At 35.5% G+C, this 13,203-nt stretch carries 15 protein-coding genes and 2 pseudogenes; 9 read left to right on the top strand and 8 right to left on the bottom strand.

From position 1 onward, the window contains the following. Positions 1-70 precede the first annotated feature (70 nt). Complete coding sequence (locus ACFQ3J_RS09575) at positions 71-967, top strand: NAD(P)/FAD-dependent oxidoreductase (RefSeq protein ID WP_091155434.1); 897 nt, start codon at positions 71-73, stop codon at positions 965-967. 108 nt (positions 968-1,075) lie between these two features. Here the strand turns inward: ACFQ3J_RS09575 and ACFQ3J_RS09570 are convergent, their stop codons facing one another. From ACFQ3J_RS09570 to ACFQ3J_RS09560, 3 genes are all read right to left on the bottom strand, one after another. Continuing rightward, positions 1,076-1,198: a hypothetical protein gene (locus ACFQ3J_RS09570; RefSeq protein ID WP_280142847.1), complete on the bottom strand. Its 123-nt coding sequence runs from the start codon at positions 1,196-1,198 to the stop codon at positions 1,076-1,078. 186 nt (positions 1,199-1,384) lie between these two features. Next, positions 1,385-2,185, bottom strand: a complete 801-nt coding sequence (locus ACFQ3J_RS09565; RefSeq protein WP_311287037.1) for a LysR family transcriptional regulator — start codon at positions 2,183-2,185, stop codon at positions 1,385-1,387. A gap of 1,371 nt (positions 2,186-3,556) precedes the next feature. Next, a complete protein-coding gene (locus ACFQ3J_RS09560; RefSeq protein ID WP_251583328.1) occupies positions 3,557-4,270 on the bottom strand; it encodes a hypothetical protein in 714 nt (237 codons plus the stop codon). Between the two features lie 172 nt (positions 4,271-4,442). Here ACFQ3J_RS09560 and ACFQ3J_RS09555 point away from each other — a divergent pair, with 172 nt between their 5' ends. Together ACFQ3J_RS09555 and ACFQ3J_RS09550 are read left to right on the top strand one after the other, a co-directional pair. Then, entirely contained in the window at positions 4,443-5,048 is a 606-nt protein-coding gene (locus ACFQ3J_RS09555; protein WP_251583330.1) for a hypothetical protein, read from the top strand. Between the two features lie 36 nt (positions 5,049-5,084). Next, complete coding sequence (locus tag ACFQ3J_RS09550; RefSeq protein WP_251583332.1) at positions 5,085-5,510, top strand: hypothetical protein; 426 nt, start codon at positions 5,085-5,087, stop codon at positions 5,508-5,510. A 55-nt stretch (positions 5,511-5,565) separates the two neighbouring features. Here the strand turns inward: ACFQ3J_RS09550 and ACFQ3J_RS09545 are convergent, their stop codons facing one another. Continuing rightward, the gene (locus ACFQ3J_RS09545) at positions 5,566-6,306 is read right to left on the bottom strand and encodes a phosphodiester glycosidase family protein (protein WP_251583333.1); all 741 of its coding nucleotides are present in this window, start codon (positions 6,304-6,306) and stop codon (positions 5,566-5,568) included. Between the two features lie 633 nt (positions 6,307-6,939). Here ACFQ3J_RS09545 and ACFQ3J_RS09540 point away from each other — a divergent pair. After that, a complete protein-coding gene (locus ACFQ3J_RS09540; protein ID WP_379292686.1) occupies positions 6,940-7,149 on the top strand; it encodes a hypothetical protein in 210 nt (69 codons plus the stop codon). A gap of 185 nt (positions 7,150-7,334) precedes the next feature. Here ACFQ3J_RS09540 and ACFQ3J_RS09535 read toward each other — a convergent pair. Both ACFQ3J_RS09535 and ACFQ3J_RS09530 read right to left on the bottom strand, forming a co-directional pair. Beyond that, positions 7,335-7,589, bottom strand: a pseudogene (locus ACFQ3J_RS09535) ((deoxy)nucleoside triphosphate pyrophosphohydrolase); the annotation flags it as partial. A 341-nt stretch (positions 7,590-7,930) separates the two neighbouring features. Next, positions 7,931-8,482, bottom strand: a pseudogene (locus tag ACFQ3J_RS09530) (DNA methyltransferase); the annotation flags it as partial. Between the two features lie 51 nt (positions 8,483-8,533). Between ACFQ3J_RS09530 and ACFQ3J_RS09525 the strand changes: the two are divergent. From ACFQ3J_RS09525 to ACFQ3J_RS09510, 4 genes are all read left to right on the top strand, one after another. After that, positions 8,534-9,505 (top strand): NACHT domain-containing protein, encoded by a 972-nt coding sequence (locus tag ACFQ3J_RS09525; RefSeq protein WP_251583335.1) that lies wholly within the window; start codon positions 8,534-8,536, stop codon positions 9,503-9,505. A 120-nt stretch (positions 9,506-9,625) separates the two neighbouring features. Beyond that, positions 9,626-10,000: a hypothetical protein gene (locus ACFQ3J_RS09520; RefSeq protein ID WP_251583336.1), complete on the top strand. Its 375-nt coding sequence runs from the start codon at positions 9,626-9,628 to the stop codon at positions 9,998-10,000. A 720-nt stretch (positions 10,001-10,720) separates the two neighbouring features. Next, positions 10,721-11,101 carry a hypothetical protein gene (locus tag ACFQ3J_RS09515; RefSeq protein WP_091155463.1) on the top strand — a complete coding sequence of 127 codons (381 nt, stop codon included), beginning with the start codon at positions 10,721-10,723 and terminating at the stop codon, positions 11,099-11,101. After that, entirely contained in the window at positions 11,102-11,266 is a 165-nt protein-coding gene (locus ACFQ3J_RS09510; RefSeq protein WP_170862377.1) for a hypothetical protein, read from the top strand. On the opposite strand, the gene ACFQ3J_RS09505 is transcribed toward ACFQ3J_RS09510, so the two are convergent. Together ACFQ3J_RS09505 and ACFQ3J_RS09500 are read right to left on the bottom strand one after the other, a co-directional pair. Further along, a complete protein-coding gene (locus ACFQ3J_RS09505) occupies positions 11,256-11,546 on the bottom strand; it encodes a hypothetical protein (RefSeq protein ID WP_251583337.1) in 291 nt (96 codons plus the stop codon). The two genes, ACFQ3J_RS09510 and ACFQ3J_RS09505, sit on opposite strands and share 11 nt — an antisense overlap. 297 nt (positions 11,547-11,843) lie before the next feature. Beyond that, the gene (locus ACFQ3J_RS09500) at positions 11,844-12,053 is read right to left on the bottom strand and encodes a YvrJ family protein (protein WP_251583338.1); all 210 of its coding nucleotides are present in this window, start codon (positions 12,051-12,053) and stop codon (positions 11,844-11,846) included. A gap of 355 nt (positions 12,054-12,408) precedes the next feature. Between ACFQ3J_RS09500 and ACFQ3J_RS09495 the strand changes: the two genes are divergently transcribed. Further along, the gene (locus tag ACFQ3J_RS09495) at positions 12,409-13,095 is read left to right on the top strand and encodes a hypothetical protein (protein WP_251583340.1); all 687 of its coding nucleotides are present in this window, start codon (positions 12,409-12,411) and stop codon (positions 13,093-13,095) included. Positions 13,096-13,203: the final 108 nt, after the last annotated feature.

Genomic DNA, 13,203 nt, shown 5'->3' with positions numbered 1-13,203 from the left:
TCATGCATTCATCTGAATTGAATATAGTATCGTATATCTAAAATTCATTGCTTAACGAAGGGGGATTGGCATGCTTGATTGCATCATTATTGGCGGCGGTCCTGCAGGGCTGAGTGCCGGACTGGTGCTGGGTCGTTCTCTCCGCAGAGCGGTCATCTTAGATCATGGCAGACCACGGCATGCGCGAACCAGACATTCTCATGGTTTTTTGACGAGGGATGGAGCAAGTCCTGCTGAATTCAGACAGATCGCTCATCAGGAGCTATCCGAGTATCCATCCATAAGCATGATGCAGGAGGAAGTCGTTGAGGTTCAGCCTGTATATGGCGGGTTTATTGCCCGTATGTCCAGCGGTAGAGAGACAGCGGGTAGAAAAGTGCTGCTAAGTACAGGGCTGCGTGAGATTCTTCCCTCGCTGCCAGGACTTGAGGAGTATTACGGACAGAGTCTCTTTAGCTGTCCTTACTGTGATGGGTACGAGCTAAGAGGGAAGCGACTTGTCCTTCTTGCGGAGACGATGAATGTTTTCAGTACCGCGCAGATGATCCATCACTGGAGTAAGGATCTTGTTATTTGTACAAATGGGAAGAGGATACTTAATGTAGAACAACACAAAAGACTTGTGAGCAGAGGGATACGCGTCGTAGAGCAGCCCATTAGCAAATTATCCGGCAGTAACGGAAGGCTTGAGGCCATCTGGTTCAGGAATGGTCAAACCATCGAGCGAGAAGGTGGTTTTGTGACTCCGCAGCTAAGCCAAGCGAGTATGATTGGACCAAGAATGGGATGTCATATGAATGACAGAGGCGCCTTGATTACAGATCATTATGGACGGACGAATATTAGAGGTATCTATGCGGCCGGGGATAGTACGGTGACGTCACCTACACAGTTAATTATCGCTGCAGCGGAAGGGAGCAAGGCAGCAATAGGGATCAATATGGATCTCGTTTATGAAGATTTCTAAATGAGTTGAGCTAAAAAAGGCGATCTCGTACCCGAGATCGCCATGTGCTGTGCCGGTGTTTTTAAGAAGAATCAATTTCATCATTTATTGAATATGAGATCAATTCGGTTAATATTGAAACGTACTAACGATGATCACGAGCAGAATGAACAGTACCAAGATAGCACCTATTGAAGAATAACCACCATATCCACCTTCACCACATTTACAGCCACGTTTTGCTTCTCCCATGACATTTACCTCCTCATCATTTAACTACAGTAATATATGAGATGAAGGCTGATGCTGATTGGGCGATATCATCATTTATGGCGAGGTAGCGATGTGACCCAGATCATCCATCAGATGCTGAAGCGTTAACCAGTCCTGAACAGAATTGATAAATTTATGAGATGCGGGCGACAATTCGGACAAGGACTATGCAGCCATTCCGATCATGCGATAGGGCTCCTCTGCCAATGGAACAATGCATATAGTATCGGGCAGATTACCAAGCACCATTTCCGGCAGTATGCTGATGCCGAGCCCATGCTGAACCATACCTATAATGGCTTGCTCTTCAGCAACCTCAAACCGGATGCTAAGCTTCACCTTGTGCGTCCGGATCATGGATTCAATCTCATCATCTCCCCCCCATTTCGGCATAATGAACGGCTCTTTTCGCAGCTGATCCAGATGAATGGAGGGTTCCGACGCCAGAGCGTGTCCTTCAGGCAAGATACATACTAAGCGATCCTTCTTCAAAGGGATGGTATCAAAGGTAGATCTGCCTTGCAGCGACAAGAATCCAAAATCAACTGCTCCAGAGGCAATCCAGCCCTTGATTTCACCGTAATCCCCTTCTTTAAGCTTGATATGAATAGCGGGATATTCATGTTGGAATGATTTGATCACTCCGGGTAGCCACTGCGAGGAGACACTTGTGAACGTTCCAATTCGGACCGTACCTGTTTGAATGCCACTGAGTAATTGGATCTCTTGATGCATCATTTCGTTCCATTTCAATATTTCTCTCATGTAGGGCAGAATTCGCTCCCCGCTCGCGGTCAACTGAATACCGGCTTTGGAGCGAATAAGTAATGAAAAACCGCAGCCTGCTTCAAGACTTGCAATGGCATGACTTACTGCGGATTGGGTTAGATTCAAGCTTTCTGCCGCTTTGGTCAAGCTTTGGAGCTCTACAACTGTCGTTAAAATTTCGTATTTTGCCAGAGACATCGCTCATCTTCCTTTTTACATGAAATAAATTCATGTATTTAATTATAAACATTTATTTTTCTTGTGAAAAGACTTAATATATACTGAATCATGCTGTTTGAGTTACGGAATTCATATTCATCCAAGTACATACAAGCGAGAATTTGAAGGGAAGAACGATAGTGAAAGTAGAACGTATAGCAGATCTGCAGATGCTGCTTGTAACCCTATTATGGGGTTCCTCTTATCCAAGGGAGGAAAGCGAACTTTAATCCCTAGTACTCCGGACAAAGTATAAGTAACAGATGATACTATGCTAGTGGTAGTTGATCGGGTCATTGATCTTCCGAGATTAAGTTTAAAATCTAATTTTTGGTTTCCGCTTGGCATGTTAGATACAGTATCAATTTTTATATCACTCACATTGTAAAACACTTCAATCAACTTTCCACTTGCTGCAAAAGCTGTTGCCCCTGTTAATAGTGATCCAATTGTCGCTCCAAATTGGAAAAATCGAGCTGCGTGTCAACAATGCCGTACATGTAAAAGGAGTATAGATTTATCCAGATGTATCAGGCAGAAAAGTGTCCGTGGAGGCACATGTTGAAAACCATACAGGCGAGGCCATCAAGGGAACGCTGACATTCAGAGTGGAATTGAACGGTGAGGAGGTCTATCAAACCTTCAGGATAAGATCATATAAAGCGAGCTCAAAGAAGCCGCATTGGGCTTTTTTTGTGTCCAAAATAACTAAAACGATAAAGCGCTGGGGAGATTCCTCCGGCGCTTTTTTTTCCTTTAACAAGGTCTTTTTGAATCCAAGCTTACATCGTAGAGGAAAAAACACTGGATATTCATGGGACAAGTATCCAATTAAATGGGCTGATCTAAGGAGGACTAACCTTAGTTTAATGAGGATTTGACTGGTAGGGAAATTGGTTTGAAGGTCTGGGTGAGCTCGTATCGATAGCAAAGCAGTATCCATTTTTGAAAGATAAAATACCTACGGGTCGGAAAAGAAATAAGGAAATGATTTTTACGATAAAAAGAAAAAATTTTACTACCATAAAGATTGATTGATGGGGAGATTGAAAAATACAATTCAAGGTACGAGCATGTAGATGTCCTTACTCCTGAAGGGAGTTCCCATCCCCAAAAGGGTAAAGTAGCAGGACGGAATATCAAAAAAGAGATGCAGTAAAATACCGGTCATCTCGGAATACAATGAGGAACTCATTTAAGAGGCTTTCTTTGGACAAAAATAAGCTGGACCGAAGGAACGGTCTAGCTTAATGGTAAACTATTAGATTAATTGTTAGTAATTGTCAACTGATTTGCAACTTTTCATTTTAATGAAACGTTTATCATATAGAAAAGAAAGAAGTGAGTATATTAGCCCCAAGACGAAGGCGCAAGTGCAACCATGCTATATACAGAGTTTGTTTTACTATTTACATGGATTGCATTGAAACTGGAGTCTTTAGCCTTCATTTGAGACGATGTACCAGAATCAAGAAGAACACCAAAACCACAACCGAGTGCTTTTAGGACGTTTCTACAATCCCATGCGGAACCACTTTGTAGATATAACATTACGATTTTGTTGTTGGAACTCTTATAACCGATAGCAGTACGATTAATTTTGCCACTATTCGTAAAGGAGTTAACAGAGTTAGCATGTTCCACATCGACACATTTATCGATATATGCTTGTTCATTGGCAAAGGAATCGTTTAAATATAGACCAATACCGCCAATTGCCCAGTTAATAATAGAAGTTCCGTATGGAAAATCGCTAATTCGACTGAGAAGGGCTACAGCACATGTGGGAGAACTGCCGCTGTTGTAACTTACCATTGTACTTCGGGTGTATGCACCATTTGCATTAGAAGCGCCATTGGCCCTAACAGCTACTCCATCTTCTTTTGTAGCAATACCGACAAGGGTAGTGCCTGAGAAGAATGTACCATTAATACCTGGATAAGCGGAACTATAAACGGAACCAGAGATAGAACGAACCGAAACGTCAGCAAGGTCAGCACTAATATAGTGTACACCACTAACACCATTAACCGTTGTATTTCCGCGATATAATGCTTGTCCCATATCGAATTCCCCTTTTCTGTTTGTGATAATACAAGAAGAGGGTGTTATCTTGTTCTTCGCCCCTCAACGAATAAAAGATAACTTCTTGTATTGATATTATAATATATAGCGTAACGTTACGAAATATATTTATTGAGTTAAATTAAATAAAATTAGTTTGGAGATGATTTTAGTGAAATTTAAAAAAGGTATTATTAGCATAGTTGCAGTACTGTCATTCGTAGTTGTTTCAGGATGCGGTCAAGCGTTAGATAGTACGAATGTCAGTAATGAAGAGGTTAGTAATGGGCAAAGTGTAGAAAATTCAAGTGAAAAAACCAATACAACCACAGATAAGATTGGTAGTACAACAATTTTGTATCAAAAGGAATTTAGTGAAAAAGATCCCGACCTTTCAGAATTTAAGGAAGGAATCTCTTTTGACTTAACCGAACATGTTAAGGATTTTTTTACTCAGGACATTGCAGATAAACTTCAGAATAATATGGAGTCAATTGTGGAGCACAATGAAGATAAATACAAAGAGAATATGTACGATGATGAATCAATTAAGTTTAATATGGATTGGTTTAATTACAAATATGAAGACGGCGTTAAATTCGAATTCAAAGAAGTTAACGAAATCAATTATGATGAAGATGCTGAACGAATTCAGTTAGTCGTTACATTTTATAGAAATAATCAAGATAAAGAGATTGAGCAGGGCATGATGACGTATTCATTATTAAAGAATAAAGAAAGTGGAGAGTGGTTAATTGCAACAATGGATGGAAACTAAAATAGTTAATTCATCAAATTTCAAAGGAGTTTATATATGGATAGCAGAGCTTCGAATAAAGGAGAAAGTTTTAATAAGTTTATCATAGCGACGATTTTTATCTCTGTATTAACTGTTTTATTATTGTATATATTTGATCGAATCAATCCTAACAATACATTTGAAGGGTACTTTAATTCTTTTAGTGGATTTATAGTATACTTCTTAGGTTATTTGATCCCTATATCTCTAATATTATTTGTCGTTAATTTTGTCATGTTAGTTTCATATGAGCGTTTCAGTGAAAAAGCCGTTTATGTAAAATTGACTTATTATTTAATTGTAATAGCAGTAACAAGTTTAGTTTTATATCTGCTCTTTAGACCAGACTGGCTTCCATACTATCTTTGTTCCATCATACCACCACTTATTTTTGCGTTTATTTTAGAGAAAAAGTTTCTACTAAAAGAAAAAGCGCATTAAACAAATAACGGTAGCCCTAATATAGGGCTACCGTTTCTTTTTGTGAATGACCAACTTAAATGGCATTGCGTAGACGAATCATATTGAAAATATGTCTATTCTCTCCATAGAAACTCTTAGAATATGACCCATCCACTTGAACTCTTAAGGAACTGGAACCAGATCCATCTAACACTACTGCATTTTCTGGATTTAGACCAATATATTCAATAGAACTTTTCAAGAGTGGAATATTTATAGCATCTGGAACTACAATTAGATGTGCATTATCACTGCTATCCCATGCGATGGCTGTTCTAGGTGCAGGGAGATTATAAACTGTAGGAAACCAGTCAGCTGAAGCAAAGCTATTTCCACCGATAACGGTTTTGATATTACTAAATCTTGAAGTGATTTCACCAAGAGTTGCTGCGTAAACATAAGCAGCTTTAGTACTACCACTACTGTTTGTATAGACTACCATAGTCTTACGTGCAATGGGGTTAGTGCTGCTGTTTCCGTTGTAATTGTAGTTTCTAGCAAGTGTTCTTCCCTGGTAGCTTACGGTTTTGTTTTCATCTTCAGGACAATATGCAATTGAACTTCCTTGAGCAGGTGGTACATTATATGCATCATCAGAGACAGGACGGAAAAATCCACCGTTTATACCCATGTAGGACGTCGTAGAAATAGGTCTCGGTATTGTTTCTGATTTAATATTGCTTAAATGTGTCTTTATAATCTGCATACGGGGACCATATGCCGCAAATGGTGGGGGTGAACCTAACTTTTGTGAATAAGAGTAATGAACTGCCATATAAAATTCCTCCTCGAAAGTTAAAATTTTGATTTAACTAGTCTGGTGGCCTATCAAGAAGAGGGTGTTATCTTGTTTTTCGCCCCTCAACGAAAATAAGATAACTTCTTGTAGTGATATTACATTATATAGCGTATCGTTACGCAATATAATTTAGTAAAATTTATTTGTTATTTTTAAGTGCCCTATTCTGTCAACTATTCTAAAATGGTAGAGTATGATCTTCTTCAGAGAAATTAATATTTTGTTTGGTCGTAGTCTATCAAGCAACATGTGTTTTTTTTAATAAAATCAGATGCATGTATACTTAGTAGTAGAACTAGAAATATAGGGGGCTTTTATGTCACATTGGCACGAGTTGAGAGCAGGAGACACAATAAGTAATGATCAATTATTCAGATTATTTAAATGCGCTCAAAGAGGAGGGATGCGAAGATCAATAAAGACGAATTCACTGGTTATTGTTTCGAATCATGTAGAATCTTTATATGATGATCGGTGGATTAGCGATATTTTACACTATACAGGTATGGGTAGAAATGGAGATCAGAGCAAAACTTTTTTGCAAAATAGGTCCCTTTACGAATCCAAAAGTAATGGGATCGATGTTTTCTTTTTGAGGTTTATAAGAGAATGGAGTATACCTATCGAGGAAAAGTGGAATTGGCAGGAGAAGTGTATCAGGAAGAACAACCTGATGATGAAGGAATGATAAGAAAAGTATGGATTTTTCCAATCAGACTCACAGGTGAAGAACGGGATTATCAACCTCCTGATACATTAGTAAGGGCAGCTAAACAACAGCACGAAAAAAAGGCTAGGAAAAATGAGTTGAAGATTTAGAAAAACGGGCTAAACATGCTCGCAAAACTTCTATAGAAAGAAGAGGATCCAACACCACTTACAGTAGAGATCCCTATGTTGCTGAATATGCGAAGCGATGTGCACAAGGTAGTTGTCAATTATGCGAGAACCCCGCTCCATTTCACAATAAGCTCGGAGAGCCTTACTTAGAAACGCATCATATAATAAGTAAACAATCTAACCTTAACATTTGGGTATTCATATATAGTTTCAGTAATATACTCACCCACTTCAATGATACATAGTAACTCCTCTTTAATCTCCCTAACTAAAGCTTCTTTATGATCCTCACCATTTTCAATCTTACCACCAGGAAATTCCCAATACCCAGGCTGGGACATATGTTTGGATCTAAGAGCACAAAGGATCTCATTATTCTCATTAGTAATGATTGCCCCAACCACATCAACTTGCTTCATTATCGATTCCTTCCTCTAACGCTATTTGAGTAAGTTTATCTACATCAGTATGTAAATCTAGGATATGCATCTTTCTATGGCAGTTTGGACAAAGGGCTACATGCTCAAATCATAAAGGGGATTCCTTCTGTAACGGAGCATGAGACAATTAAATGGGTTTCTCTAAAGGAGATACAATCCCTGAAGTGGGCTCCTGCTGACATCCCCACAATTGATTATTTAGTACAAGGAAGGATCTAATCCAGCAAGCTTATATTCAGATGATAACTTGTTATGAAAAAGTAAAAGTGTCTAAGAAGTAGACACTTTTACTTTTTGTTCTTGAAAAGTTATATCGTTACTCAATATCGAGTATCACTTTCTAAAGGCTTAGGTTGCTCATCAACCTTTTTTTGTTTTTTGTTCTTCTCTAAGGTTTCTGGAAGCCAGTGTCCATTTTTCAATCGAATTTTTCTCATATCTTCTGTGAACAACTTATTACTGTTAGACTGAATTTCTTTGATGTAGTTTCTTTGAGTATCAATTGATTCGAAGCGTGATTTAATACCATCTACACTCCCAATTTCCACCCCGATCCACTTTCTCTTCAAGACTTCAGAAACCATACAGGTTGTGCCACTACCACCAAAAGGGTCAAAAACAATATCGTTTTCATTTGTAGAAAGACTTATGACTCTTTCAAGTAGCTTCATAGACAACTCATTACTATTTCTTGTTTTATATTTACTATGTCTTACTGGTGGGATATCAAACCATACATCTGTCAGATTGATACCGGCTGTATTAAGTTGATCTTTATACCCGCCGTAATCTCGTATATCCCCACCACAATGTCTACAAATTTCTAATGGAAGTCTTTGTTGATTAAATGTATTACCTTTTTCCCCTTTTGTGTAATAGAGTAATCCGTTCTGGAGCTAAGAAAGGTAACAGGAGAATGTGATTTGATAGAGAGCATTATAAACAGCATAAACAAAGTTAGAAAAATAAATGATGGTGAGGTATTACTTAACTTAATAAAGGAAGGAGGTTTTGTATTCCTATTTGATGGTTATGATGAAATACCTCTTCAAATCAAGGATAAAGTTACAACTCAGCTTATAGAGTTTATTTCAGCAGCATCGAATAATATCTATTTTCTATCATCTCGACCAGATGTTGCATTAAGTAGTTTTGGTGACTTTCAGACAATGGTAATAAAACAGCTTAAACCACAAGAATCGTACAGCTTATTAAGGAAATATGATTATAAATCAAAAGTAAAGATTGCTCAACCTCTAATTGAAAAATTGCGTAAATCTCTAAAATCTAAGGAATTCATTGACCTAGGACAATTTTTAGGAAATCCATTACTAATTTCGTTTATCTATATTACTTATAAATACAAAAGAGATATTCCTATCAATAAAGGAGACTTTTATAGAAAAGTGTATGATGCTCTATTTGAAGACCATGATTATTCAAAAGGTGGTTGGAAGAGAGGAAAAGAATCAGGCTTGACGAAAGAAGGACTTCATAAGTTTTTAAGATCATTTGGATTTTTATGCTTAAGAGAAAACAAAAATGATTTTAGTAAGGATAAGCTTATCAAGTTGATTGATGAAGCTAAAGAAATATCGTATTCAAAAGAATTTGATACAAGTCTTATATTTGAAGATATTATTAATACAGTACCATTGATAGTAAAAGATGGACTTACTTATAAATGGGCGCATAAGTCTTTTATAGATTATTTTTCGGCTTGTTTTATTTACCATCATAGTACTCAAAGAGAGAATATTTTAAATAACATATTCAAAAGTTCACAGTTTGATTTATATAAAAACATGCTTGATATTTACTATGATATTGATGTAGAGTCGTTTGATAAAGTTTTTGTTTTACCAATACTAAATGATTATTTAGACTTTTTATGAGATATAAGTGTAGTTCAAGATTTAGAACTACAGTATAAACAATATACCTATTTAAAAATAATACATGTTGGAAGAACAAAAACGTATGAAGAAATACAAATTGACAATTCTTACGAATCGGTGCTAGAAGGTTCAAATCTATATGATGGAAACATAGTATTAATTTCTGAAGGTTATAGTATTTTAGAGGAATCAAGTAGTAGAAAAGATAATTATGTTAGAAACATCTTATGTACAACAAGGTACAATGAATATCAAGTTATTGGGTTGTTACTTAGTAAGAACTCAAGTTTACTAAAGTATATAGAGGTAACTACCATACTTTCAGTTGAAGATCATCCTGTAGATAAAGATATAGTAATGTCATACTTAGATGATGTTTCTTTATTAAAATATGAGGAACTTGAGGTTTTGGTGGAATTACTGAAATCATACTTCCAAGGTTTTAATTATTATATTGATTTTAGAGAAGCAATTAATTGTAGAAAAAAATAATGGGACATATTTCGCTAGCAGAAACAGAAATTTTTAATATATTTTAACTCCTCAATATAAGTAGTCTGAAGACAAAAAAATATCCTGAAAGCGACTCAAATTGAGTCGCTTTCTTCACATATTATTTATCAATCTCAAAAAATTTATTGAAGTGATCCTCTATATATAATTGTAGAGACATTCCATTGTTGTAAGCTTCTTGGATAAGTCTTTGTTTTGTTTGATCGCAAGTAATATACTTACATTTATTGTAAAAAAAGATGTGCTAAATGAAACTTTTGAGTATAATTTGAGGTAGTTTAAGATGAAAGTTCCAGTGTATTAAATAATAGCTAAATAAATAAAATAGATAAGGAGAGGATCTAAATTTATTTAATATGAAGTGTGTTAGAATATGTTTAGTCTCCTAAGTTTGAGGTGGAATATCTAAAGTTTTTGGATAGATTGTTAGTAATCTTGAAGGGTAGGTGATTTTGATTTTAGATAGATCATCTAGACCATAGAAGTAACTTAAACTTGAATAGGAAAGTAGTTTATTTTGAATTTCGAGGTGGTATATTCTGAATCCTCAAACTGGTTTTAGGCTAGTTAAATTCGAATTTTAAGCAGCTAGATTTTAACTTCTTGCGACAATTTCTTGATTTAATAAAACATTTTTAGTAATTAATATTGCGTGGCGTTACATGGCGCTATATAACATTAAAATAAAAGGAGACTAATATGAAATACTCCATTAATTTATTTGGTTACACTTTAGATTGTAATCTTAGTTTTAAAGGCGAAGAGTTACAAATCGAGTGTACAGAAGAAAATCAAAAGCTCCTTAAAAATTATCTTTTGCGAGTACTTCCTAGGTATGGTGCGGAGGTAAACAACGAGCTATCTTTTGAAGAACTTATAAAATTTGCAATTGAAGCTGAAAAAACTATGGATGGGCATTTGTCTGAACCAAAAATTAAGTTACCGTATGAATTTCAACCTGAAATAAAGCAGATGTTAATTGAGGCGGCAGAGAAACAAGATTTATCTGCCACCCAACTATTAATACGTATCATTGAAAAAAAATATAGTGAAATTAATGAAATGGGAGGAGAAAACTAGATGGCATACGGTAATAAAGTAAAATTTCATTATGATATACCAGTTTATATAAAACAACAATTAGTAGAAGCTGCAAAGAAATCAAAAATGACAGCTACTGAGTATTTAAGTAGAGCCATAGAAGAGGAATATAATAGAATTAAATCGGAAGAAGTTAAAGAGTAATTTCTTTTAAGCTATTAGAAATTAAATTGAATTCTTCAAGAGGTATCCAGTAATATGTAAAGTCTTTGCTAAAGTAATCTCCTCTAAAAACGTGGCATATTTCGAAGGGTTCTTCAAGGTTTTTTTCAATCACTAGTAAAACATAGTTGTTTTTATCTGACTTAACATGCTTATAAGTAAGAAATTGGTCATCTGAGTATAATGTTCTATCTTTAATGAACTTTTTAACGCTTGCTGGAAGGGTTTTTAATGCTTCGCAATTTTCTTTAGTAATATCCATATAGATTTAGTACCTCCTAGGTAGTGAATTTTGTTTATTATACGAACTTACGTTCTCTTTTTGTCTAATACTATTATAATATATAGCCCTCTTTTTGTCTTATTTTATATTCTAATTTTCAAATTTTTGATACGTAATGTTTCATAACTTAGAGCTTTTTAATGACGAGATTCAATGATTGAAACTAATGCTAAAGAAAGTACATTATGAATTCTATAACAATAGGTGGTATTTATAGAAGAAGGATCAGATGAATAATTATCATCTGATCCTTCTTGCTTTATTATGGAATACAACTTATTTTGAACCTACTTTCTTTATACTTGAGGGATCATGATGAATAGTTTCAACTAAGGAGTCAATTGAAGTGTTTAATTTATCAATGCGTTGTTCCAGACCTTCCATTTGCTTATTGAACTTAGTAAGAACTGTTTGTAATAGAATAAGAGAAACTGCAATAGGAAATCCTACACTTCCAATTAGCTGACCAATCACTTGGTAATCCATAAGTTTCACCTCCTTTTTTTATGGTGAATATATATTGCTACATTATAATACGTAACGTCACGCATTATCTTGAACAAATTAAATGACTGAGTGGATAATATAAAAAAGGTGGCCACTGCCACCATTCCTAGAGGGAATCTCTTATTAAAGAGCTACGAATTAAATTTCTTACTAAATTGAGATAGAGTTTTAAAATTATTCTCTGAAATACAGTTATAGGAATACTCTGGCGCTATATAATCGCCTGTGAAAATATGGAATAATTTAAGCTTATCCTAAGGGTTATTCTCAAATAAAAAGAGGGTATAGTTCGTCTCGTTGTGTTCAAACATAATTAGGCAAGAGTACTGTTAAAATGACTGATTTCTTGTATGAATTTTCACCAGAAATTTCGTTCATACAGTGTGATGGAACTGTAATTGTGGTTCAGGAAAATCTAAAAACAGTTATCAAACCAAAAAGTGGTATTAAGTTATCATCAGATGTTCTTAAGGCTGTTAACTGGCCTGATCTTGGGGTCAATATTAAATCGGAATCTCAAGGAAGAGGAAGAAAGATTGATTCTATACAATACGCTACGATACATAATATTGTCGATCAAAGTTCAGACATTATTTTTGACGATGATGGATCAGGGGAAATTGCTGATATTGTTTCAGTTAAAATTGATATGCAGCATAAAAAAATAGTATTTCATCTTTATCATTGTAAGTATTCACACGGAGAGCATCCCGGTGCTCGTGTCTCAGATCTATATGAAATATGCGGCCAAGCTGAAAAATCAATTATGTGGAATGATAATGTATTAGAAATAATACAAAGAATGATTGAAAGGGAAAATTCGAGGCAGAGAAGTTATGGTGAAACACGATTTGAAAAAGGTAACTTACAAACTTTAAATATGTTAAAAAAGATGGTGAGAGCTGGTTATGAAACAGAATTTGAAATCTCTATTGTCCAACCCGGGGTATCGATATTAGAGATCATAAATTCTATGAAACAAATTATTCTTACTCGCACTACTCTTCAGCATCCTGTTTGAAGAACCGAAGTTCAAAAAACGAAACCCATCGCAACGGTTCGGGATATAATAGGTGCATTACAGGTATATTGAATAAAATATAGCTATGGTAACCAAGGTAATGAAAGT

It is taken from the genome of Paenibacillus provencensis, assembly GCF_042678545.1.
Lineage (GTDB): Bacteria > Bacillota > Bacilli > Paenibacillales > Paenibacillaceae > Paenibacillus > Paenibacillus provencensis.
Note: the sequence above shows the minus strand (reverse complement) of the source record. Positions and strands in the feature narration are given on the sequence as shown.